The organism is Paenirhodobacter ferrireducens (genome assembly GCF_004022265.1).
GTDB lineage: Bacteria > Pseudomonadota > Alphaproteobacteria > Rhodobacterales > Rhodobacteraceae > Rhodobacter > Rhodobacter ferrireducens.
Genome location: NZ_SAVB01000015.1, coordinates 25112 through 46749, shown reverse-complemented (window position 1 = coordinate 46749; position 21638 = coordinate 25112). Strand labels below are relative to the sequence as shown.

26 protein-coding genes are annotated in these 21638 nt (G+C 68.0%); 15 read left to right on the top strand and 11 right to left on the bottom strand.

The features are described from left to right. Positions 1-46 precede the first annotated feature (46 nt). The 8 genes from EOW65_RS11640 (at position 47) to EOW65_RS11605 (ending at position 8840) form a co-directional block, all read left to right on the top strand. A complete protein-coding gene (locus EOW65_RS11640) occupies positions 47-1534 on the top strand; it encodes a DUF2125 domain-containing protein (RefSeq protein ID WP_164880078.1) in 1488 nt (495 codons plus the stop codon). Positions 1535-1594: 60 nt separating this feature from the next. After that, positions 1595-2944, top strand: coding sequence for a TldD/PmbA family protein (locus tag EOW65_RS11635; RefSeq protein ID WP_128149606.1), 1350 nt, complete (start codon positions 1595-1597; stop codon positions 2942-2944). Beyond that, a complete protein-coding gene (locus tag EOW65_RS11630) occupies positions 2931-3728 on the top strand; it encodes a 3'(2'),5'-bisphosphate nucleotidase CysQ (protein ID WP_128149604.1) in 798 nt (265 codons plus the stop codon). The genes EOW65_RS11635 and EOW65_RS11630 overlap by 14 nt, the downstream gene beginning before the upstream one ends. A 76-nt stretch (positions 3729-3804) precedes the next feature. Continuing rightward, on the top strand, positions 3805-4563 hold the full coding sequence (locus EOW65_RS11625) for a transglycosylase SLT domain-containing protein (protein WP_128149602.1): 759 nt from the start codon (positions 3805-3807) through the stop codon (positions 4561-4563). Between the two features lie 2 nt (positions 4564-4565). Continuing rightward, on the top strand, positions 4566-6650 hold the full coding sequence (gene flhA, locus EOW65_RS11620) for a flagellar biosynthesis protein FlhA (RefSeq protein ID WP_128149600.1): 2085 nt from the start codon (positions 4566-4568) through the stop codon (positions 6648-6650). Continuing rightward, entirely contained in the window at positions 6647-7411 is a 765-nt protein-coding gene (locus EOW65_RS11615; RefSeq protein WP_128149598.1) for a flagellar biosynthetic protein FliR, read from the top strand. Before flhA ends, EOW65_RS11615 begins: the two co-directional genes overlap by 4 nt. Then, positions 7408-8487 carry an EscU/YscU/HrcU family type III secretion system export apparatus switch protein gene (locus tag EOW65_RS11610; protein ID WP_128149596.1) on the top strand — a complete coding sequence of 360 codons (1080 nt, stop codon included), beginning with the start codon at positions 7408-7410 and terminating at the stop codon, positions 8485-8487. The genes EOW65_RS11615 and EOW65_RS11610 overlap by 4 nt, the downstream gene beginning before the upstream one ends. Then, the gene (locus tag EOW65_RS11605) at positions 8487-8840 is read left to right on the top strand and encodes a hypothetical protein (RefSeq protein ID WP_128149594.1); all 354 of its coding nucleotides are present in this window, start codon (positions 8487-8489) and stop codon (positions 8838-8840) included. The genes EOW65_RS11610 and EOW65_RS11605 overlap by 1 nt, the downstream gene beginning before the upstream one ends. Positions 8841-8855: 15 nt before the next feature. Here EOW65_RS11605 and EOW65_RS11600 read toward each other — a convergent pair whose 3' ends face one another. Genes EOW65_RS11600 through EOW65_RS11560 form a run of 9 tightly spaced genes read right to left on the bottom strand, consistent with a single transcriptional unit; the run spans position 8856 to position 13393 of the window. After that, positions 8856-9347, bottom strand: a complete 492-nt coding sequence (locus EOW65_RS11600) for a flagellar basal body-associated FliL family protein (RefSeq protein WP_128149592.1) — start codon at positions 9345-9347, stop codon at positions 8856-8858. A 9-nt stretch (positions 9348-9356) separates the two neighbouring features. Next, the gene (gene flgH, locus EOW65_RS11595; protein ID WP_128149590.1) at positions 9357-10082 is read right to left on the bottom strand and encodes a flagellar basal body L-ring protein FlgH; all 726 of its coding nucleotides are present in this window, start codon (positions 10080-10082) and stop codon (positions 9357-9359) included. Between the two features lie 10 nt (positions 10083-10092). After that, positions 10093-10518: a flagellar basal body P-ring formation chaperone FlgA gene (gene flgA, locus EOW65_RS11590; protein WP_128149588.1), complete on the bottom strand. Its 426-nt coding sequence runs from the start codon at positions 10516-10518 to the stop codon at positions 10093-10095. Continuing rightward, positions 10518-11303, bottom strand: coding sequence for a flagellar basal-body rod protein FlgG (gene flgG, locus EOW65_RS11585; RefSeq protein WP_128149586.1), 786 nt, complete (start codon positions 11301-11303; stop codon positions 10518-10520). Before flgG ends, flgA begins: the two co-directional genes overlap by 1 nt. Positions 11304-11312: 9 nt before the next feature. Next, positions 11313-12029 (bottom strand): flagellar hook-basal body complex protein, encoded by a 717-nt coding sequence (locus EOW65_RS11580; RefSeq protein ID WP_128149584.1) that lies wholly within the window; start codon positions 12027-12029, stop codon positions 11313-11315. A gap of 3 nt (positions 12030-12032) precedes the next feature. After that, a complete protein-coding gene (locus tag EOW65_RS11575; protein WP_128149582.1) occupies positions 12033-12299 on the bottom strand; it encodes a flagellar biosynthetic protein FliQ in 267 nt (88 codons plus the stop codon). A gap of 1 nt (position 12300) precedes the next feature. Continuing rightward, positions 12301-12588, bottom strand: coding sequence for a flagellar hook-basal body complex protein FliE (gene fliE, locus EOW65_RS11570; protein ID WP_128149580.1), 288 nt, complete (start codon positions 12586-12588; stop codon positions 12301-12303). 23 nt (positions 12589-12611) lie between these two features. Beyond that, positions 12612-13004: a flagellar basal body rod protein FlgC gene (gene flgC, locus EOW65_RS11565; RefSeq protein ID WP_128149578.1), complete on the bottom strand. Its 393-nt coding sequence runs from the start codon at positions 13002-13004 to the stop codon at positions 12612-12614. Between the two features lie 2 nt (positions 13005-13006). Further along, entirely contained in the window at positions 13007-13393 is a 387-nt protein-coding gene (locus EOW65_RS11560; protein WP_128149576.1) for a FlgB family protein, read from the bottom strand. Between the two features lie 81 nt (positions 13394-13474). On the opposite strand from EOW65_RS11560, the gene EOW65_RS11555 reads away from it, so the two are divergent. The 3 genes from EOW65_RS11555 to EOW65_RS11545 all read left to right on the top strand — a co-directional run bounded on the left by EOW65_RS11555 (position 13475) and on the right by EOW65_RS11545 (position 16634). Further along, positions 13475-14797 carry a FliI/YscN family ATPase gene (locus EOW65_RS11555; protein WP_128149574.1) on the top strand — a complete coding sequence of 441 codons (1323 nt, stop codon included), beginning with the start codon at positions 13475-13477 and terminating at the stop codon, positions 14795-14797. An 81-nt stretch (positions 14798-14878) separates the two neighbouring features. Then, positions 14879-15967 (top strand): GSCFA domain-containing protein, encoded by a 1089-nt coding sequence (locus EOW65_RS11550; RefSeq protein WP_128149572.1) that lies wholly within the window; start codon positions 14879-14881, stop codon positions 15965-15967. Further along, the gene (locus tag EOW65_RS11545) at positions 15957-16634 is read left to right on the top strand and encodes a hypothetical protein (RefSeq protein ID WP_128149570.1); all 678 of its coding nucleotides are present in this window, start codon (positions 15957-15959) and stop codon (positions 16632-16634) included. Before EOW65_RS11550 ends, EOW65_RS11545 begins: the two co-directional genes overlap by 11 nt. 14 nt (positions 16635-16648) lie before the next feature. Here the strand turns inward: EOW65_RS11545 and rlmH are convergent, their stop codons facing one another. Both rlmH and rsfS read right to left on the bottom strand, forming a co-directional pair. Then, positions 16649-17116 carry a 23S rRNA (pseudouridine(1915)-N(3))-methyltransferase RlmH gene (rlmH, locus tag EOW65_RS11540; protein ID WP_128149568.1) on the bottom strand — a complete coding sequence of 156 codons (468 nt, stop codon included), beginning with the start codon at positions 17114-17116 and terminating at the stop codon, positions 16649-16651. A gap of 7 nt (positions 17117-17123) precedes the next feature. After that, positions 17124-17486: a ribosome silencing factor gene (rsfS, locus tag EOW65_RS11535; protein ID WP_121530766.1), complete on the bottom strand. Its 363-nt coding sequence runs from the start codon at positions 17484-17486 to the stop codon at positions 17124-17126. A gap of 453 nt (positions 17487-17939) precedes the next feature. Between rsfS and leuC the strand changes: the two genes are divergently transcribed. The 4 genes from leuC to EOW65_RS11510 all read left to right on the top strand — a co-directional run bounded on the left by leuC (position 17940) and on the right by EOW65_RS11510 (position 21620). Further along, positions 17940-19346, top strand: a complete 1407-nt coding sequence (leuC, locus tag EOW65_RS11525; protein ID WP_128149567.1) for a 3-isopropylmalate dehydratase large subunit — start codon at positions 17940-17942, stop codon at positions 19344-19346. 50 nt (positions 19347-19396) lie between these two features. Then, positions 19397-19918, top strand: a complete 522-nt coding sequence (locus EOW65_RS11520; protein WP_128149565.1) for an HdeD family acid-resistance protein — start codon at positions 19397-19399, stop codon at positions 19916-19918. 2 nt (positions 19919-19920) lie between these two features. Further along, positions 19921-20526 (top strand): 3-isopropylmalate dehydratase small subunit, encoded by a 606-nt coding sequence (leuD, locus tag EOW65_RS11515; RefSeq protein ID WP_128149563.1) that lies wholly within the window; start codon positions 19921-19923, stop codon positions 20524-20526. Positions 20527-20792: 266 nt separating this feature from the next. Beyond that, positions 20793-21620, top strand: coding sequence for a hypothetical protein (locus EOW65_RS11510; RefSeq protein ID WP_128149561.1), 828 nt, complete (start codon positions 20793-20795; stop codon positions 21618-21620). The last annotated feature ends 18 nt before the right edge of the window (positions 21621-21638 follow it).

The window sequence follows — 21638 nt, the reverse complement described above, 5'->3', positions numbered from 1 at the left end:
GGGTCAAAGGATGCTTCGCGCGACAGTTCTTTCGGAAGGGTGCAGGATGGCACGGGTCGGTTCCGCGGCGATGAGCGCGGCGATTTTCACGCTGATGGCGACGACGGCGCTTCGTGCCGATGTGACGGCGGACCAGGTCTGGCAGGCCTGGAGCAAGCAATATACGGCCTATGGCTATCAGGTTGCGGTCGGCGACAGCGCGCGCTCGGGCGATACGCTGACGCAACGTGATGTGCGGCTGGCGCACCAGGCCGAGGGCTCCGATTTCTCCATGACGATTCCCGAGCTGCACCTGCGCGAGCTCGGCGACGGCACGGTCGAGGTGACCGTGGCCGAGAAGATCAGCGCCGAGGCGAACAGCGCGATCGAGGGCCAGACGCCGCTGCAGATGGCGATCGACATCACCCAGGCGAATGCGGTGACGATCGTCTCCGGCACGCCCGATCAGCTTTCCTATCATGTCACCGCCCCCGAGATGGTGATCGACATGGACCAGACCACCGCGGGCGGTCAGACCGAGGTGCCGGTGAAGGTGTGGATGTCGCTCTCGGGCATCGACGGAACCTATCAGGTCACCACCGCGGGCGGCCAGCACGAGACCTCGGAGGTCGCTGTCGCCGGGCTGAAGATGACCGCCTCGGGGGCCGATCCCGAGACCAACGGCACCTTCAATATGGATGCGAGCCTCGTGAACCTGAACATGCGCAGCGAGGTGACCCTGCCCGAGGATTCCAACATGGAAAATCTTGGCGCCGCGCTGGCCAAGGGGCTGCGGATGGATGTCTCGGGGACCTATGGCGCCACGACCTTCACCGTCGATGCCAGCGCCGAGGAGGGGCCCAGCAGCCTGTCGGGTGGCGCGCAGTCGGGCAGCTTCACCATGACATTGGCGCCCGAGGGGATGAAATACGCCGCGACCGGCGAGGGCGCGACGATCGAGGCGAAGACTGCGCAGGTGCCGGTGCCGCTGTCGGCGACGCTCGACCGGGCGGATTTCGAACTCTCCTTCCCGCTCAAGGGCAGCGATGCGCCGCAGCCCTTCACCGGGCGGATCGGGCTCGACGGGCTCGGCCTCTCCGAGGAGGTCTGGAAGATGGTCGATGCGCAGGGCCTGCTGCCGCATGACCCCGCGACGCTGGTCGTCGACCTCACCGGCACCGCGCGGCCGACGATGGACCTGTTCTCGCCCGAGGCGGCGCAGGCGCAGATGCCGCCGGTCGAGGTCAACAGCCTCGAGGTGAAGCGGCTGCAGCTGACGCTGGCGGGCGCCGACCTCTCCGGCCAGGGCGCGGTCACCTTCGACAATTCGCAGGGCACGCCGATGCCGCTCGGCGCGGTCGACCTGAAGCTTGCGGGGGCGAATAAGCTGATGGACAGCCTGGTGAAGATGGGGCTGATGCCGCAAGATCAGGTGATGTTCGCGCGCATGATGCTTGGGCTTTATGCCGTTCCGGCGGGCGACGACCTGATGACCTCGAAGATCGAGTTCAAGGAAGGCGGCAAGATCCTCGCCAACGGTCAGCAGATCCAGTAAGAGAGCCACATTGCGGGGCCGCCCGGAGTTTCCGGGCGGCTTTTGAGTCACGGAGACCCCATGTCCGACACACGCCTGAGCGATCTGACCGAAGCCCTTCTCGACGCGGCGAAAAAGGCGGGTGCGGGGGCTGCCGACGCGATTGCCGTCGATGGCCGGGCGGTGTCGATCGACGTGCGCGAAGGCCGGCTTGAGCAGGCCGAGCGCGCCGAGGGCGTCGAGATCGGGCTGCGCGTGCTGCTCGGTCAGCGTCAGGCCTGCGTCTCGGCTTCGGACATTTCCACGCGCACCATCGCCGAGATGGCGGAACGCGCGGTGACCATGGCGCGGCTGGCACCCGAAGACCCCTATATCGGCTTGGCCGACCCCGCGCAGCTGGCGCGGGGCTGGGATATGGCGGCGCTCGAACTGGCAGACCCTTCTGCCGAACCGGCCGCCGCCGATCTCGAACACGACGCCCGCGCGGCCGAGGCCGCGGCGCTGGCCGTCGAGGGTGTGTCGCAGGTGCAGTCGGCCTCGGCCTCCTATTCCGCGCGGCGGCTGCATTTCGCCGCGACGAACGGCTTTTCCGGCGGCTATGCCCGCAGCTCGCGCTCGGTCTCGGCGGTGGCGATCTCGGGCGAGGGGCTCGCGATGGAGCGGGACTGGGCGGCCGAAAGCCGCACCTTCCAGTCGGATCTGCCGGCCGCCGACAGCGTCGGCCGGCAGGCGGGCGAACGCGCGGTCGAGCGCGCCAATCCGCGCCGCCCGAAGACCGGCGCCTTCCCGGTGCTGTTCGACGAACGGATTGCGGGCAGCCTGATCGGCCACCTTCTGGCGGCGATCAACGGCACGGCGATCGCCCGCGGCGCGTCCTGGCTGCGCGATGCGATGGGAACGCAGGTTCTGCCCGCCGGCATCAACCTGATCGAGGACCCGCTGCGGCCGCGGATCTCGGGCTCGCGCCCCTTCGACGCCGAGGGCCTGCCCACGGCGCGGCGCGCGATCGTGGCGGATGGCGTGCTGCAGGGCTGGACGCTCGACCTCGCCACGGCGCGCAAGCTCGGCCTTGAAAGCACGGCGAATGCCTCACGCGGAACGGCCTCGCCGCCCTCGCCCTCGGTCGGCAACGTGGCGCTGACGCAGGGCCGCCTTGGCCGCGACGGGCTGATTGCCGAGATGGGGACGGGGCTTCTGGTCACGTCGTTCATCGGCGCGACGATCAACCCGACGACGGGCGACTATTCGCGCGGCGCCTCGGGCTTCTGGGTCGAGAATGGCGAGATCCTCTATCCGGTGAACGAATGCACCATCGCCGGCAACCTGCACGAGATGCTGCGCCGGATCACCCCGGCAAATGACGCGCGCGCGCATCTGAGCCATCTGGTGCCGTCGCTTCTGGTCGAGGGGCTGACGCTTGCCGGGGCCTGAGAATGACGCGGATCTTCAGCTTCTGAGCGAGGCGGCCGAGGCGGCGGGCGCGCTTGCGCTGCGCTATTGGAAGCATGCGCCGAGTGCCTGGGAAAAGGATGCCGGCGCCGGGCCGGTGTCCGAGGCCGATCTTGCAGTCAACGACCTGCTCGAGGCGCGGCTGCGCGCGGCGCGGCCCGATTACGGCTGGCTCTCCGAGGAAAGCCTCGACGATCCGGCGCGGCTGCAGGCGGAGCGGATCTTCGTCGTCGATCCGATCGACGGCACCCGTGCCTTCCTGAATGAGGAGGGCGGTTTCGCCCATGCGCTGGCGGTGGTCGAGCGCGGCCGGGTGGTGGCGGGGGTGGTGCATCTGCCGGTGCTGAACCTGCACTACAGCGCTACCGCGAGCGGCCCGGCGCTGCTCAATGGCGAGCCGATCCGGCCAAGCGCCACGGCCGCGGTCGACGGCAGCACGGTGCTGACCTCGAAGCTCTCGGACGATCCCGCACAGTGGCGCGGCCCCGTGCCCGAATATCGGCGCAGCCTGCGCAGCTCGCTCGCCTGGCGGCTGTGCCTGGTGGCCGAGGGGCGGTTCGACGCGACGATCTCGCTGCGCCCGGCCTGGGAATGGGACATCGCCGCCGGCAGCCTGATCGCCGAGCGTGCGGGCGCCGTCGCCAGCGACCGGCTGGGTCGCCCGATCGCCTTCAACGCCCCCACGGCGCAGGCGAACGGGCTGGTCGTGGCGCCGCCGGTTCTGCACGAGGATTACATTCGTCGGCTGCGGCCCTGGCCGGGCTGAGCGGCACTTACCGGATGTAAAGATTCAGCCCCTAGCTTCGGCCTCGGCAAGAACTGCTGAAGCAGGGAGAAACCCATTGCAGACCCTCTGGCGCCTCGTTTTGGCCCTGCTGTCCCTTGTGGCCTGCCTGCCGGCTGTGGCGGCGACGCCGGCCGAGCTGTCGGCGAGCTGCGAACGCGCCGCAGAGGAGGCCTCGCGCCGCACCGGTGTGCCGGTCTCGGTGCTGAAGGCGATTGCGCTCAATGAAAGCGGGCGCAAGGTCGGCACGGGCTTCGGTCCCTGGCCCTGGACGGTGAACATGGAGGGCGCCGGGCACTGGTTCGACACGCCCGACGAGGCGCGCGCCTATGTCTATCAGGAGTTCAAGCGCGGCGCGCGCAGCTTCGACGTCGGCTGCTTCCAGATCAACTACAAGTGGCACAACGAGAATTTCTCGTCGATCGACGAGATGTTCGACCCGATGTCGAGCGCGGTCTATGCCGCGAAATTCCTGGCCGAGCTTTATGCCGAATCCGGGTCGTGGAACGCCGCCGCGGGGGCCTATCACTCGCGCACCAAGGAATTTGCCGACCGCTACGCCGCGCGCTTTGCCACCCTGCGCGCGCGTTTCGCCGCGCAGGACGGGATGCCGCTGCCGCCCGGCGGTTCCTCGACCTCGCCCGACGACATCCCTGAGATCCCGGATATCGTGCAGGCGATGAACGGGCCAGAGCGGCCGCCGCGGGTGAACACCTACCCGTTGCTGCAGCGCGGTGATGCCGCCCCGCCACCGCTCGGTGCCGCCGCGGGCGCCAGCCTGTTCGCCGCCGCGCTGACCCGCGCCGGGGTGGAGTGAGAATGCAGCGCCTTTTGCTGACCACCCTGTTCCAGCCGACGATCCTGCTCGCCCTCGCGCTGATGGCAGTGATCGTGATGATGATCCTGCCGGTGCCCTCCTTCGTGCTGGACATCGGCCTCGCCGCCTCTTTCGCGCTGGCGATCCTGATCTTCACCGTCACCCTGTTCATCGAGCGGCCGCTCGACTTTTCCGCCTTTCCGACGATCCTGCTCGCCTCACTGATGCTGCGGCTGTCGCTGAACGTCTCCTCGACCAAGCTGATCATCGGTCAGGGCCATTCCGGCACCGGCGCCGCCGGCCATGTGATCCAGGGCTTCGCCAATTTTATCATGGGCGGCTCGGTGCTGATCGGCCTTGTGGTCTTTGGTGTCATCCTGATCGTGAACTTCATCGTCATCACCAAGGGCGCCGGCCGCATGGCCGAGGTGGGCGCGCGCTTCGCCCTCGACGCGATGCCGGGCAAGCAGCTGGCCATCGACAGCGACATGAACGCCGGCGCCATCGACCATGCCGAGGCCCGCGCCCGGCGCGAGCGCGAACAGGCCGAGACCACCTTCTTCGGCTCGCTCGACGGCGCGTCGAAATTCGTCAAGGGCGATGCGGTGGCGGGGCTGATGATCACGCTTCTGAACCTCGTCGTCGGACTGATCATCGGCACCGTGGTTCATGGCATGCCGATCGGTCGTGCGCTGGAAACCTATGCGATCCTGACCGTGGGCGACGGGCTGACCAGCCAGATCCCCGCGGTCATCATCTCGATCGCCTCGGCGATCCTGCTGTCGCGCGGCGGTGCCAAGGGCTCGGCCGACATGGACCTGTTCCGCCAGCTGTCGCGCTATCCGCCGGCGCTTGGCACCGTCGCGGTGCTGATGGCGCTCTTTGCGCTGGTGCCGGGGCTGCCCTTCCTGCCGTTCATGGCGGGGGCGCTTCTGCTCGGCGGCACTGCCTGGATGGTGCAGCGCGCCGAGCAGAAGCGCGCCCGGCGCGAGGCGATGAAGATGCCGCTGCCGGCCGAGCCGAAGCGGCGCTCGATGGGCGATGTGCTCGACGTCGACGACATCCATGTCGAATTCGCGCCCGATCTGGTGGCGATGGCGCTCGACCCGGCCACCGGCCTCGATGCGCGGATCTCGAACATGCGCAACCATGTCGCGGCAAGCTACGGGCTGATCCTGCCCGAGATCCGGCTGACCGACGACCCGACGCTCGACCCCGGCTGCTATCGCATCCGCATCCAGGGGGTCGAGCAGGCGAAGGACCGGCTGCATCCCGACCGGGTGCTGGCGCTGATCGCTGACAACCGCGACCTGCTGCCCGAGGGCGAGGATGTGCGCGAGCCGGTCTATGGTGCCCCGGCGCGCTGGCTGCCGCGCGCGCAGCAGGAAGAGGCGTCGCTGTCCGGCTCGACCGTGGTCTCGCCGACCGAGGTGCTGGCGACGCATCTGCTCGAGGTCATCAAGCGCAACTTCCCGCGTCTGATGACGCTGCGCGCGCTGCGCCGGTTGCTCGAGGAGATGGGCAACCTGTCCGACCCGGCACGCGCCGAGTCGAACCGGCGCATCCTCGACGAGCTGATCCCCGACAAGGTGCCGGTCGATCTGCTGCTTGCGGTGCTGCGGCTGTTGCTCGAGGAGCGGGTCTCGATCCGCAACCTGCTGCTGATCGTCGAGGCGATCGCCGAGGTGCGCGCGCTGCCATCGCCCGAGGCGATCTGCGAGCATGTGCGCCAGCGTCTCGGCTTCCAGCTGGTGGCCGAACTGAAGCGCGAGGACGGCACGCTGCCGCTTCTGCAGCTTGCGCCCGAGTGGGAGGAGACCTTCGCTGCCCATCAGCTGCCGGGCGATCGCGGCGCGGGCGACGTTGCCTTGCCGCCCGACAAGTTCAACCGCCTTGCCACCAATGTGGCCGAGCGCATCGCGCGGGCGGGTGAGGCCGGGATCTTCCCGGCGCTCGTCACCTCGACCCGGCGGCGGCGTTTCCTGCGCACGGTGCTGGGGGCGAAGGGGCTCACCACGCCGGTGCTCAGCTTCGAGGAGATCGGCCTCGATGCGCGTCCGGCGATGGTCGGCGTGGTGCCGACATGACGGCCGATCTTGCGCAGCTGATGGCGCAGGCGCAGGGTTTTCTGGCCGCGGCCTTCGTCGTCTTCCTGCGCGTCGGTGCGGCGATGGCGCTGATGCCGGCCTTCGGCGAGCAGTTCCTGCCGATGCGGGTGCGCCTGGCGCTGGCCGTGGCCTTCACCCTGATCGTGCTGCCCGCGCTCGGCCCCGCACTGCCGGTGGCGGGTTTTTCGCCGGTGCTGTTTGCCGAGGTGCTGATCGGCCTTTTGCTCGGGATGATGCTGCGGCTTTTCGTGCTGGCGCTGCAGGTCGCGGGCACGATGATCGCGCAGTCGATCTCGTTGTCGCAGCTCTTCGGCGGCACCGATGGCGAGCCGCAACCCGCGGTCGGCAACCTTCTGATCCTGTCGGGGCTGGCGATGGCGGTGCATCTCGGCCTGCCGGTCAAGCTCGCGCAGCTTTTGGTGCTGTCCTATGACGCGCTGCCGCCGGGCCGCGTCCCGGACGGGGCGCTGGTGCAGGCCTGGGGGCTGTCGGGCGTCGCACAGACCTTCACCCTCGCCTTCTCCATCGCCATGCCCTTCGTGCTGGGCGCGCTGGTCTACAACGTCGCGCTTGGCGCCATCAACCGCGCCATGCCGCAGCTGATGGTGGCCTTCGTCGGGGCGCCGGCGCTGACGCTCGGCGGGCTGATCCTGCTGTTCATTGCGCTGCCCTCGGGGCTGATGCTCTGGTACGGCGCCTTCGACGCCTTCATCGCCGATCCGTTCGAGATCCACCGATGAGCGAGGAGGACGACAGCGAACGCGAGTTTGACCCGACGCCGCACAAGCTCGAGGAAGCGCGACGCAAGGGCGATATCGTGCGCTCGAGCGAGATCACCGTCGCCGCGGCCTATGGCGGCATCCTGCTGGCCTCGCTCGCGCTTGGCGGGCGGGCGCTGATTGCCTTTGGCGATCAGGCGATGGTGCTGCTCGATCAGGCGGACGGGCTGTCGCGGCAGATGCTGGGCGGTGGCGGCGCGGTGGCCGCGGGGGTGGTGGCGCGGATGCTGGGGCCGGCGATGCTGTGGCTGCTGGCGCCCGCTGTCCTCGTGCTGCTCGCGCTGCTGGCGCAGCGGGCGATTGTCGTCGCGCCCGACAAGATCATGCCAAAGCTCAGCCGCATCGACCCGCTGGGCAATGCGCGGCAGAAATTCGGCCGCACCGGGCTTTTCGAATTCCTGAAAAGCTTCGTCAAGCTGGTGGTGATCGCGGTGATCCTGGCGCGGTTCCTGTCGGGCAAGGTGGCGCAGATCATCGCCACGCAGGAAATGGGCGTGCAGATCGCGGTGGGCGAGATGCTGCGGATGCTGCTCGATTTCCTGACGCTGCTCGCGGTGATCGCGGTGGTGATCGCGGCGATCGACTATCTGTGGCAGCGCGCCGAATTCCTGCGCCGCAACCGGATGACGCGCAAGGAGCTGATGGACGAGATGAAGCAGTCCGAGGGCGATCCGCATATCCGTCAGCAGCGTCGGCAGAAGGCGATTGCGATCGCCACGCGGCAGATGATTTCCGAGGTCGCGAAGGCCGACGTGGTGGTGGTGAACCCGACCCATTACGCGGTTGCGCTGCAATGGCAGCGTGGCTCTGGCCGGGCGCCGGTCTGCGTCGCCAAGGGCGTGGACGAGATCGCCGCGCGGATCCGCGAGGTGGCGCAGAAATCGGCGGTGCCGATCCATTCCGACCCGCCAACGGCGCGCGCGCTCTATGCGACGATCGACATCGGCGCGGAGATCCGGCCCGAGCAGTATCGCGCCGTAGCCGCCGCGATCCGCTTCGCCGAGAAGATGCGCGCCCGCGCGAAAGGCAGGCGGTGATGCGTGCGAAGGATCTGGCCGGGCTGAACCGCATCGCACGGATGCGGCGCGAGATCGCGCTTGCCGAACTCGCGGCACGGGCGGACGAGGAGGTGCGGCTGCGTGCGGCGCGCGCCGAGCTGGCCGAGGCGGCGCAGAGCGCACGGCGCGACGGGCAGGGCTCGGTTGTCGCGGCGCAGGCGGCCGAGCAGTTCAGCCATTGGGTCGATGGCCAGGATGCGGCATTGCGCGCGGCGCTTGCCGAGGCCGAGGCGCAGAAGGCTGCGCAGCTCGCCGTGGCGGCGCAGGCGGTGGGCCGTCAGCAGGTGCTTGAACGGATCACCGAACGGTTGCGCAAGGGGCAGCGTCGCTGAGCCCGGGGGCCGGGCTCAGTTGTGGTCCTGGCGCGCGATGTCGGAGATCAGCACTGCCTTCACCGTCGGACCGAGGATGCGGCGCGCCGCCTCGAGCAGCGCGCGGCGCAGGTCCTCCATCTGCCCGGCGGCGGTGAAATCGCCGCGGAAGCCGCGGGCATTGGCATGGTCGAACAGCACCTGCAACAGCGCATCGCGCAGCTTCGGCTCGGCCGCATAGACCGCCTCGGTGCCGCCGGTTGTGACTTCGAGGCTGAGTGACAGCACGACGAGCGAGACGATTGCGCCGTCGTCCAGATCGGGCACGATGAACTGGTTGTTCAGCTTCACGAATTCGGAGCCTTCACCGGAGGCGTCGGGGTCCGGGCCCGGTGCCGGTGCGGCCGGTTCCGTTGCTGCACCGGTCTCGGCCTGCGCCGGCGCGGCCGGGCGCAGGACATAGCCGGCGCCAGCGCCGACGGCGATGCCGAGCAGGGCAAGGAGGAGCGGGAGGATCAGCCGGCGCATCGCAGGGCCTCAGAACGGCAACAGCACGTCGGCGACCTGCTGGCCGTAGCGCGGTTGCTGCACATCGGTGATCTGGCCGCGCCCGCCATAGGAGATCCGCGCGCCGGCGATCTTGTCATAGGTGATCTCGTTCTGCCGGCTGATGTCCTCGGGCCGGACGAAGCCCGAGACCAGCAGCTCGCGCACCTCGTAGTTCACCCGCACCTCCTGACTGCCCTGGATCCGCAGCACGCCGCTTTGCAGCCGGTCGAGCACCGTCGCCGCCACCCGCAGCGTCAGCTTTTCCTTGCGCGCGACCGAGCCGTCGCCCTGATAGGAGGAGCTTGAATTCGTCTCATAGGCATTGGCCATCGAGGCGCCGTCGGGCATGTGCCGGTCGATGCGCTGCGGGATGCCGCCGAGGTTCGGGATGCCCATCTTGTCCGAGCCCGAGCGGCTGCGGTCGGTGGTGTTCGAGATCTCGGCCTTGTCGTTGATCTCGATCACCACGGTCAGGATGTCGCCGCGCCCCATCGCGCGCCGGTCGCCCAGCAGCGAGCCGCGGTTGCCCGACCACAGCGAGGCCTCCTGCGCGGGGGTCTGCCGGTTCAGCCGGTCGGGCATCGCGGCGCTGTTCATCGCGAAGAACTCGTCGCCGTCCTCGACCGGGGTCATGCCGGGCACCTTGCCGACGTTCTCGAGCCTCTGGCAGGCGATAAGCGATCCGGCGAGCAGGATCAGGATCAGCGGACGCATGGCAGCCCTTTCATTGCGACTGGACCTGGGTTGAGCCGTCGGCCGCAATCGTGGCGAGGACGATGGCCTTGGAGGCGGTGTTCATCACCCGGATCGTGTCGCCGACGCCGCCGCGGTCGAGGGCGCGGCCTGCGGTCCGGATGTCGAGCGGGCCGCGGTGATAGGCGAGCGGCACGGTCTGGTTGCGCTCGATGATCGCGGGCGGGCCGAGATCGGCGAGCAGGATCGGCCGGCCGGGATAGATCGCGACCCGGGTCTCGAGCCCGATCGCGTCGCGCGGGTCGGTCAGCGCACCCGGCACCGTCTGCTCGTCGAGCGTCACGTCCGCGGCGGTCAGCACGGTCTGGGCGCGCAGCACGCGCGCCGCGACCAGCGTCTCGGCCGGGGCGGGGGCTGCGGCCAGCAGCGCAAGCGCAAGGGGCAGGGCGGTCCGCATCAGCGCAGCTGCGTGGTGGCGCCGAGCATCTCGTCGGCGGCGGTGATGACCTTGGCGTTCAGCTCGTAGCCGCGCTGCGCCTTGATCAGCTCGGTGATCTCGCGCACCGCATCGACCGAGCTTTCCTCGAGATAGCCCTGGCGCAGCGTGCCAAGCCCGTTCTGCCCGGGGTCGGAGACCTGCGGCGGGCCCGAGGCCTCGGTCTCGAGGAAGAGGTTCGAGCCGATCGCCTCGAGCCCCTTGTCGTTGCTGAAGTCGGCCAGCGTGATCTGGCCCAGAAGCTGCGGCTGCACCTGGGTGTTGAAATAGGCATAGACCTCGCCCGCGGCGTTGATCGCGAGCGTGCTGGCATCGTCGGGGATGGTGATGCCGGGGGCCACCGGATAGCCGTCCGAGGTGACGATCTCGCCATCGGGCGAGCGTTTCAGCCCGCCGTCGCGGGTATAGCCCGAGGCGCCCGAGGGCATTGTCACCTCGAGATAGCCGGGACCGTCGATGGCAAGGTCGAGATCGCCGCCGGTCTGGGTGAGCGTGCCCTGCGCGAGGTTCACGCTGACTGCCGTCGGGCGCACGCCGAGGCCGAGCTGCACCCCTGCCGGGAGCACCGTGCCGTCGGTCGAGCTGATCGTGCCGGGGCGGGTCTGCTGCTGGTAGAACAGGTCGGCAAATTCGGCGCGGCGGGCGTTGTATGCCGTCGTCGACATGTTCGCGAGGTTGTTCGAGATCACCTCGACCCGCGTTTGCTGGGCACTCATCCCGGTGGCGGCTATCTGCAGGGCACGCATTCAGATCTCCTATTTGCCAAGCGTCGAGATGACGCCGCGGATACGTTCATCCTCGCGGTCGAGGAAGTTCTGGCCCAGCTCGTAGGCGCGCTGAACCTCGATCATCCGCGAGATTTCGGACACGGGGTCGACGTTCGATCCCTCGACGAAGCCCTGAAGCAGGGTTGCCTTCTCGGCCGGCTCGACGCCCGAGGGGGCCGAGAAGCGGGTGCCGGCGACATGGCGCAGCTCGGTGGGCTCGGCGGGCAGGAACACCCCCACCTGCGCCACCGGCGCGCCGGCCACCGACAGGGTGCCGTCCTGCGCCAGCGCGACCGGGCCCTGATCTGTCGGCACGAAGATCGGTGCGCCGCCCGCATCGAGCAGGCGAAAGCCGTCGGGGGTGACCAGCTCGCCCTCGGCCGAGGGGGTGAAGCTGCCGGCGCGGGTCAGTTGGTTGCCCTCGGGCGTCTCGATCTGGAAGAAGCCGTCGCCCTCGATCGCGAAGTCGAAGGCGCCGCCGGTCTGGTCGATCGGGCCCTGCGACAGGTCGATGTTGCGGCCATGCGCATAGGCCATCGACAGCGGTTCGGCCCCGAGGCCGGGATCGGCGACATATTCCGAGAACACCACCCCCTCGCGCCGGAAGCCGGTGGTCGAGACGTTGGCGATGTTGTTCGCGACGCTCTGCATCTCGCGCATCAGGCCGGACTGGCGGGCAAGGGTGGCGTAGATCGCGTTGTCCATGGCTCAGCTCCCGGCGATCATCGGAATGATCCGTGTGGTGAAGAAATCGACCAGCGTCTCCGACATGAAGGACATCGACACCCAGAACACGACGAGCATCGCCCCCACCTTCGGCACGAAGGTCAGCGTCATCTCCTGCACCGAGGTCAGCGCCTGAAACAGGCCGATGGTGACGCCGGCGATCAGCGCCACGGTCAGCATCGGGGCCGAGATCATCACCGCGATCCACAGCGCCTGCCGCGTGGTGTCGAAGAAGACGAGGTCGTTCATCTCACACCGGCATCCGCAGGATTTCCTGATAGGCCTCGACCACCTTGTTGCGCACGGTGACCGCGGTCTCGACGGCCAGCTGGGTCTCGGCCAGGGCCTGCACCAGCGAATGCGGATCGGCCTTGCCGAGCATCGTGGCCTTGGCCGTCTCCTCGCCCGAGCGCAGCGTCGCCTCGAAGCTGTTGGCGAGAGAGCCGAGCGTGGTTTGCGCGGCCGAGCCCGTGTCCGGGGCTGCGGCGGATCGCGCGCGGGCATAGGCCTGAGCGGCGACGGACGTGCTGAGTTCCATGGTGGGGAGGGGGCCTTTCTGAATTAACGCCGCAGCAGGTCAAGCAGCGCCGAGGACATCTGTCGGGTCTGGTCGAACATCTTCAGGTTCGCCTCGTAGCTGCGCTGCGCCTCGCGCGCGTCGGCGATCTCGACCACGAGGTCGACGTTCGAGCCTTCGTAATAGCCGGTCTCGTCGGCGAGCGGGTTCGACGGGTCGTAGACCCGCCCGGGATCCGAGCGGTCGAGCTCGACCGGGCCGAGGGCGACCGCGCCGGTGGTCTCGCCCATCTCGGCGACCTGTTCGAAGGACGCGATCTTGCGGTGATAGCCGGGGGTGTCGGCGTTCGCGATGTTCTCGGACACATGCCGCAGCCGCTGCGCCTGCGCCTTCATCCCCGAGGCGGCGAGAGAGAAGGCCGAATTGAAATCGCTCATCGTCACTTCCCTCCGAGGCTGGTGCGCAGGATGTCGAGCGAGCTGCGATAGACCGCGAGCGCGAGGTTGTGCGAGCGCTGCACCTCGACCGACTTCACCATCTCGTCCTCGAGCGAGACGGAATTGCCGTCGGGCGAGGTCGCCTCGGCCTTCGGGTCGGGGGCCATCGCCACGGCGAGGCCGTTCGAGGCGCCCAGATGGCCCATGCGCGTTGCCCGCATCGGGGTGGCGAGCTCATCCTGATAGGTCTCGGCAAAGCTTGGCACGTCGAGGGCGCGATAGCCGGGGGTGTCGGCGTTTGCGACGTTCTGCGCCACGGCATTTTGCCGGAACGCGGCCTGCCGGGCCATCGATTGGGCCATCTGCAGCAGCTGGATCTTCTCGAACACCGGGGTTTCTCCTCCGCGCCATCAACACTCGCTTAACGGCGAATCATTTAAGAAAACCTTTCAGAAACAAGGGAGGCCGGAATGGCGTCGGCAGGGCTCGAGCGGTTGCGCGCGGAGATCGCGGAGATTGCGGCGCTGCGCCCGGTGGGGCGGGTGCTGGCCGTGGGCGGTGGCACGATCGAGGCGGGCGGGCTGTCGGTTCGGGCGTGCCTTGGCGACCGGGCGCAGATCCGCTGCAGCGCGGGAAAGCTCTTCGGCGCCGAGGTGATCGGGCTGCGGCCCGAGGCGGTGACGCTGCTGGCCGATTGTGCGCCCGAGGGGGTGTCGATCGGCGATGCGGTCGAGGTGCTCGGCCAGACCGGCATCGCCCCCGATGACAGCTGGATCGGCCGGGTGATCGATCCGTTCGGTCGTCCGCTCGATGGCCGGCCGATTTTGCGCGGCACCGCCGAGCGGCCGCTGCGCGCCGACCCGCCACCCGCCGCGCAGCGCCGCCGTCTGGGTGCGCGGCTGGAAACCGGGCAAGCGGTGTTCAACACCTTGCTGCCGCTGGTGCGGGGCCAGCGCATCGGGCTCTTCGCGGGCTCGGGCGTGGGCAAGTCCTCGCTGCTGGCGAAATTCGCGCGCGGGGTGGCGGCCGATGTCGTCGTCATCGCGCTGGTGGGCGAGCGCGGCCGCGAGCTGCGCGAATTCGTCGAGAAGGTGCTTGGCCCCGAGGGGATGGCGCGTTCGGTGATCGTCGCCGCCACCTCGGACCAGTCGCCGCTGGTGCGTCGCCGCTGTGCCTGGGCGGCAATGGCGGTGGCCGAGCATTTCCGCGACGCGGGCCGGCAGGTGCTGTTCCTCGCCGACAGCGTCACCCGCTTCGCCGAGGCGCATCGCGAGGTGGCGCTGGCTGCTGGCGAACCGCCCAGCCTGCGCGGCTATCCGCCCTCGACCGCGCATCAGATCATGGCGCTCGCCGAACGCTCGGGGCCGGGGCCCGAGGGGGCGGGCGACATCACCGCGGTGTTCTCAGTGCTGGTCGCGGGCTCGGACATGGAGGAGCCGGTGGCCGACATCCTGCGCGGCACGCTCGACGGCCATGTCATTCTCGACCGCACCATTGCCGAGCGGGGGCGCTTTCCGGCGGTGGATCTGCTGCGCTCGGTCTCGCGCGCGCTGCCCGATGCGGCGAGCCCGGCCGAAAATGCGCTGATCGCCCGGGCGCGCCGGCTGCTGGGCGCCTATGACCGGGCCGAGCTGATGATTCAGGCGGGGCTTTATGCCGCGGGCTCGGATCCGGTGATCGATGCCGCGATCCGGGTCTGGCCGGCGCTCGATGGCTTCATCGCCCGTGACGAGCCCGATGATACCGCCGCGAGTTTCACCACGCTTGCCGCGATTCTGGCCGAGACCCCCTGAGACCAAGCGAAGCCGAGTTGACGCCTCCGGGGGCCGGTCCTAGCATCGCCCCGGTTCGTTCAGTGTTTTCGGTGGAGTAGCATGGTCGAGAAATCCGACAACCCTTACCGGCATTTGCCGGCGAAGGCCTTCTGGCGCACGGGTGTCGCCGAGGCCGGCCTCTTCGGTCTCTCGCAGCTCTGGTCCTCGGCCTGGACGCTGCCTGCGGATGCACAGTTCGTCACCTTCGGCTCCTGCTTTGCCCAGCACATCAGCCGCGCGCTGATCAGCCGCAAGATGAACTGGCTGAACGCCGAACCGGCGCCGGGCCGCACCCCGCCGGAACTCGCGCAGAAATACAATTACGGCGTGTTCTCGGCGCGAACCGGCAACATCTACACCGCGGCGCAGCTGCTGATCTGGGCGCGGCTGGCGAGCGGTGCGGCCGGCGCGGGCAGTGTCGAATACTGGACCGACGGTGCCGGCCTCGTGCATGACATGCTGCGCCCGAAGATCGAGCCGCAGGGCTTCGTGTCGCGCAAGGAGGCCGAGGCCTCGGTCGCCTCGACGGCGCGCGCCTTCGCCCGCTGCATCACCGAGGCGGACGTGCTGGTCTTCACCCTCGGCCTCACCGAGGGCTGGATCAATACCGCGACCGGGCAGAGCTATTCGATCTGCCCGGGCACCGGCGTCGGCACCTTCGAGGAGGGGGTGCATGCCTTCCACAACTACACCTACCCCGAGATCCTGCGCGATCTCGAGGCGGCGTTGCAGATCATGTGGCAGATGAACCCGGATCTGCATGTGCTGCTGACCGTCTCGCCGGTGCCGCTGGTCGCGACCGCCTCGGGCGATCACGTCCTCGTCGCCACGCAATATTCGAAATCGGTGCTGCGGGCGGTGGCGGGCGACATGGCGAACAGCCACGCGCAGGTCGACTACTTCCCCTCCTACGAGATCATCGCCGCGCCCTCCTCGCGCGGGACCTTCTTCGAGCCGAACATGCGCGCCATTGCCCATGACGGCGTCGATCTGGTGATGCGGCATTTCTTCGCCGGGCTGGACCTGTCGGCGCCGGCGCGGCGGGCGGGGACGGGCGGCGATGCCGGCCGCGCCGCCGTCGAGGCGCAGATGCAGGCCGAGGAACTGGTCTGCGAGGAAATGCTGCTGGAGACCTTCAATGAGCGCTAAGCCCGACCTGCTGATCCTCGGCGACAGCCACGCCATCGCGCTGAAGCAGGGCGCGGATCTTCTGGGCCTGCCGGCCGAGGAGCTGCAATTCTCCGGTGCCGGCTGGCACGACCAGCGCTTCGCACTGGGCGAGAACGGGCTCGAGGTACGGGGCATTCCGCGCGCTGCGGGTCAGCTGCGTGCGCTGCGCGAGAAGCTCGGTGTCGCCGATGTCTTTGCCTCGGGAATCCCGGTGCTGACCACGGTCGGCTTCCACCTTGGCCGGCTGGTGCCGCCCTTCGGCTGGAACGGCCATCAGGTGCAGGAGGAGGACGCCGCCGGGATCACCGAAGGGCTGACCGCCTCGCGCGCCTTTGCGAAGGAATACGTGCAGCACTACCGGCGACGGCATTTTCGGCTGTTGCGCCGCCTTGCGCGGCTGACGACGCTGATCGTCGTAGTGCCGCCGCGGGTGCATGACCGGCCGAATTACGACAGCTTCCAGCACATCATCGTCGAGGATCTGCGCGGCGTCGGCCTGACCGTCTATGATCCGGCCGAGGATCTGGCGGGAGAGGACGGTTTCCTGCCGGACAACCTGATGGCGGAGGATGGCATCCACGCCACGGCGGAATGCGGCGCGATGATGATCGCGGCGATGCGTGAGCAGGGGCTGCTGGCGGCCTGAGGCCGCGTTGCGGTTCAGGCGCGGTGATAGGGCGTGCCGGCGAGGATCTGGCCGGCACGATACAGCTGTTCGGCCAGCATCACCCGCACCAGCATGTGCGGCCAGACCATCTTCCCGAAGCTGAGCGACCAGTCGGCCTTGGCACGCAGCGCGGGGGCGATGCCGTCGGCGCCGCCGATGACGAAGGCCAGATCGCGCCCGGCATCGCGCCAGCCCGCGAGTTTCGCCGCGAACTCGGGCGAGGTGACGAGATCGCCGCGCTCGTCAAGCGTGACGAGCACCGCGCCGGCCGGGATCGCGCGCTCGAGCAGCACCGCCTCCGCCTCCATCCCGAGGTTCTTCTTGTCCTCGACCTCGACGACCGAGGCCGGGCCCAGTCCGTAGGACCGCCCGGCCTTGGAGAACCGTTCGAGATAATCGGAGATCAGGTCGAGCTCGGGCCCCTTGCGCAGCCGGCCGACCGCGCAGACCGTCACCTTCATCGCCGGATCAGACGTGGGCGCCCGAAGGCATCCACATCTTCTCGAGCTGATAGAACTCGCGCACCTCGGGGCGGAACACGTGGACGATGACGTCTTGCGTGTCGATCAGGACCCAGTCACCCTGGTCCTTGCCCTCGATCTTGCTGTTGCGTCCGAAGTCTTCCTTCAGCCGCTCGACCAGCTTCTCGGCGATGGCGCCGACCTGACGCGAGCTGCGGCCCGAGCAGATCACCATGTAATCCGCGATCGACGACCGGCCGCGCAGGTCGATCGTGATGATGTCCTCGGCCTTGTCGTCCTCGAGCGAAGAAATCACGCGCGCCAGAATCTGGTCGCTCGTGGGGTCGGCCCCGGCGAGCTTGGTGCTCATGGGTGCCGCCTTTGCGTCCGAGACACCGGACGCGAGTGAGAGATGAGACAGGACATTGTCCTCCGAAGGTTCGCGCGCCGCCTCCGCCCCGGCGCGGGGCATGACAAAAACGTAGCATCGCGCCCCTGAAATCTCAACCGATCGGGGCGCGCAATCCGCGCCGGCTCTGCGATTTGGCGCCGATTGTCAACCCCTGCGGTCCTTGCTGCGCTGCGGCGGGGCGAGATTTTCTTGCCTGCGGGTGGTCGATCGCCTATATCGCCGGGCATGATCACCGTTTTCGACATGGATGACCGCGCTCGCCTGAAAGAGCGCTTCTACGGCGAAAGCCGCTCCATCCTCGCCCGACTTTGATGTCGGCGCGGGGGCGCCCTTTGCGCCCCTGTCGCCTGCGGCCGCGCCCTTTGCCCGGCCGCCCGCCCGATCCGTTACAAGCCATCGAAAGAGAGAGCCATGTCCGCTCCGAAGACCCTCTATGACAAGATCTGGGATGCCCACGTCGTCTCCGAAGACGCCGACGGCACCTGCCTGCTCTACATCGACCGCCATCTCGTGCACGAGGTGACCAGCCCGCAGGCCTTCGAGGGGCTGCGCATGGCTGGCCGCAAGGTGCGCGCGCCGGAGAAGACCATCGCCGTTCCCGACCACAACGTTCCGACCACCCCCGACCGCGAGCAGGGGATCAAGAACGAGGAAAGCCGGATCCAGGTCGAGGCGCTCGACAAGAACGCCAGGGACTTCGGCATCAACTACTACCCGGTCTCCGACATCCGTCAGGGCATCGTGCATATCGTCGGGCCCGAGCAGGGCTGGACGCTGCCGGGCATGACCGTCGTGTGCGGTGACAGCCACACTGCGACGCATGGCGCCTTCGGCTCGCTCGCCCACGGCATCGGCACCTCGGAGGTCGAGCACGTTCTGGCGACGCAGACGCTGATCCAGAAGAAGTCGAAGAACATGAAGGTGGAGATCACCGGCAAGCTGCGTCCGGGCGTCACCGCCAAGGACATCACCCTTGCGGTGATCGGCAAGACCGGCACCGCCGGCGGCACCGGCCATGTCATCGAATATTGCGGCGAGGCGATCCGCGATCTGTCGATGGAAGGCCGGATGACGGTGTGCAACATGGCGATCGAGGGCGGCGCCCGCGCCGGGCTGATCGCCCCCGACGAGACCACCTTCGAATACATCAAGGGCCGCCCGCATGCGCCGAAGGGCGCGCAGTTCGAGGCCGCGCTGACCTGGTGGAAGACCCTCTTCACCGACGAGGGTGCGCAGTTCGACAAGGTCGTCACGCTGAAGGGCGAAGAGATCGAGCCGGTCGTGACCTGGGGCACCTCGCCCGAGGACGTGCTGCCGATCTCGGGCGTGGTGCCCTCGCCCGAGGACTTCCGCGGCGGCAAGGTCGAGGCGGCGAAGCGCTCGCTCGACTACATGGGGCTGACGCCCGGCATGAAGCTGACCGACATCGCCATCGACACGGTCTTCATCGGCTCCTGCACCAACGGCCGGATCGAGGATCTGCGCGCCGCGGCCGAGATCGTGAAGGGCAAGAAGGTCAAGGACGGCATGCGCGCCATGGTCGTGCCCGGCTCGGGCCTCGTGCGGCTGCAGGCGGAAGAGGAAGGCCTCGCGCAGATCTTCATCGACGCGGGCTTCGAGTGGCGGCTTGCCGGCTGCTCGATGTGCCTCGCGATGAACCCGGACCAGCTGAGCCCGGGCGAGCGCTGCGCCTCGACCTCGAACCGCAACTTCGAGGGCCGTCAGGGCCGCAACGGCCGCACCCACCTCGTCTCGCCGGCGATGGCGGCGGCGGCGGCGATCACCGGCCATCTGACCGACGTACGGGAACTGATGTGAACATCGGGCGGATGGGGTAAGCTTTCGGCAAACCTCATAGGAGTGGACCCATGAAAGGCACGACTTCCCTTTTCGTCGCCGGCACGCTCGCCCTTCTGGGCGGGCTGGTCGCGATCCTGTTCCCGCTGCCCGCCTCGCTTGCCGTGGCGGTCTTCGTGGGCTGGATGTTCCTGCTCAGCGGCGTCTTCGCGCTCTGGGCCGGGTTCTCGGACAAAACGATCCCGGCGCGCGGCTGGCTGATGGGCTTTGGCCTGCTCGACCTCGTGGTCGGGGTCTGGATCCTGGCGCATCCGCTTGCCGGACTGGTGTCGCTGACCATCGTGGTGGGTGCGCTGTTCTTCGCCTCGGGCATCGGGCGGCTGATCGTGGCCTTCTCCTTCACCGGCACCTCGACCTTCTGGACGATGCTGCTCTCGGGCCTCATCTCTGGCGGGCTTGGCCTCTTCATCCTGTTCACTGTCCCTGAATCGAGCCCGGTCCTGCTCGGCACGCTGCTGGCTGTCGAGCTGGTGGTGATCGGCTCTTCCCTCATTGCTCTGGGCCTTGCGCTCAGGAAAATCGGAAAAGACTGAAAATGCAGAAATTCTCGAAACTCACGGGGATCGCGGCACCGATGCCGCTGGTCAACATCGACACCGACATGATCATCCCGAAAGGCTTTCTGAAGACGATCAAGCGCACCGGGCTTGGCGTGCATGCCTTCGACGAGATGCGCTACACCCTCGACGGCACGGAAAAGCCCGACTTCGTGCTGAACAAGCCGCAGTATCGCAACGCCGAGATCCTCGTCACCGGTGACAACTTCGGCTGCGGCTCCTCGCGCGAGCACGCACCCTGGGCGCTCGCCGATTTCGGTATCAAGGCGATCGTCTCGACCTCGTTTGCCGACATCTTCTTCAACAACTGCTTCAAGAACGGCATGCTGCCGATCGTGCTGCCGCAGGAGCAGGTCGACCTGCTGATGAAGGACGCCGAGAAGGGCTCGAATGCGCGGATGACGGTCGATCTCGAGGCGCAGGAGATCACCACCTCGGACGGCGTGGTGATTCCCTTCGAGATCGACCCGTTCAAGAAGCACTGCCTGCTGAACGGTCTCGACGACATCGGGCTGACGCTGGAAAAGGTCGCCGCGATCGACGCTTTCGAGTCGCAGGCCGCGCAGTCGCGCCCCTGGGTCTGATCCCTCTGGTGGCTGCAAGCCCTTGAAACACAAGATCAAGGCCGTCCTCCGGGGCGGCCTTATTTTTGCGCTGCATTTGATGTAATACCGCACCAGTTCCCGCGGCAAATGGCCTGATTGCCGCGCCATTGATGAAGCAGACATTGCCAGCCGAGGCAAAAATGGACAAAATCAAGGCAAGAATGAGGCATTCCGTCATAGTCGGCGGGTCCAGACGGCAAAACCCCGGCATCCGATCGGGGGCGCGGAAGGCAAAGGGCAGTATCGTGGTTTCTCGCTATGCAGGTGCATTGCTGCGGGCGTTGCTCGTGGCGTGGGTGGTGTCCATTCCGTCGCTGACGCTATCCATCGTCAGCGACGATTCCATCCAGATTGTCGCCCTCGTCTCCTTCTTTGCCGCCGCAATCACCTTCTTCGAATATGCCGCGGTCTATCCCGGTCTGATCGAGTTCCGCGACGCGCCGCCCTACAACCGCGTCCGATTCATCGCCCTTTTCGCTATGGTGACCCTGCTTTCGGTGACCGCGCTCGCACAGGTCGAGCCATCGACGCTGTCGCAATTCGTCTATGTGCTCGGCGCGATGATGGCACGCTCGGTCGACATCCCTTACAGCCCGGTGCGGCTTCTGGTGCTGATCCTGCCCGAGGATGCCCCCGCCGCGCGCATCGAGGCGCTGCGCACCGCGGCTGGCATCGCCTACATGACGGCGCTGATCGCGCTTGGCTATTTCGTGGTGACGATCCGGGCGCTCGGCTGGCCGAAGGCGCAGGGCAGCTTCAACGTCTGGGTGAACCTGCCCACGTTCGAGCCGACGGCGGGCGCCGATGTGGTGGAGCGGCTGCGTCGCGACGCCTGGTTCAACATCTCGCTGGGCTTCCTTCTGCCCTTCCTCGTGCCGGTGGTGATCAAGGCGGTCTCCGTCGCGGTTTCGCCGGTCACGCTCGACAATCCGCTGACGATGATCTGGGTGGTGACGGCATGGGCATTCCTTCCGGCAAGCCTTTTCATGCGCGGCATCGCGGTCGGCCGGATCGCGCAGATGATCGAGGACAAGCGCCGCGAGGCGGGTGCCGCCGGTCTGCTGCCGGCCTGATTGCCGCGCTGTGCCTTC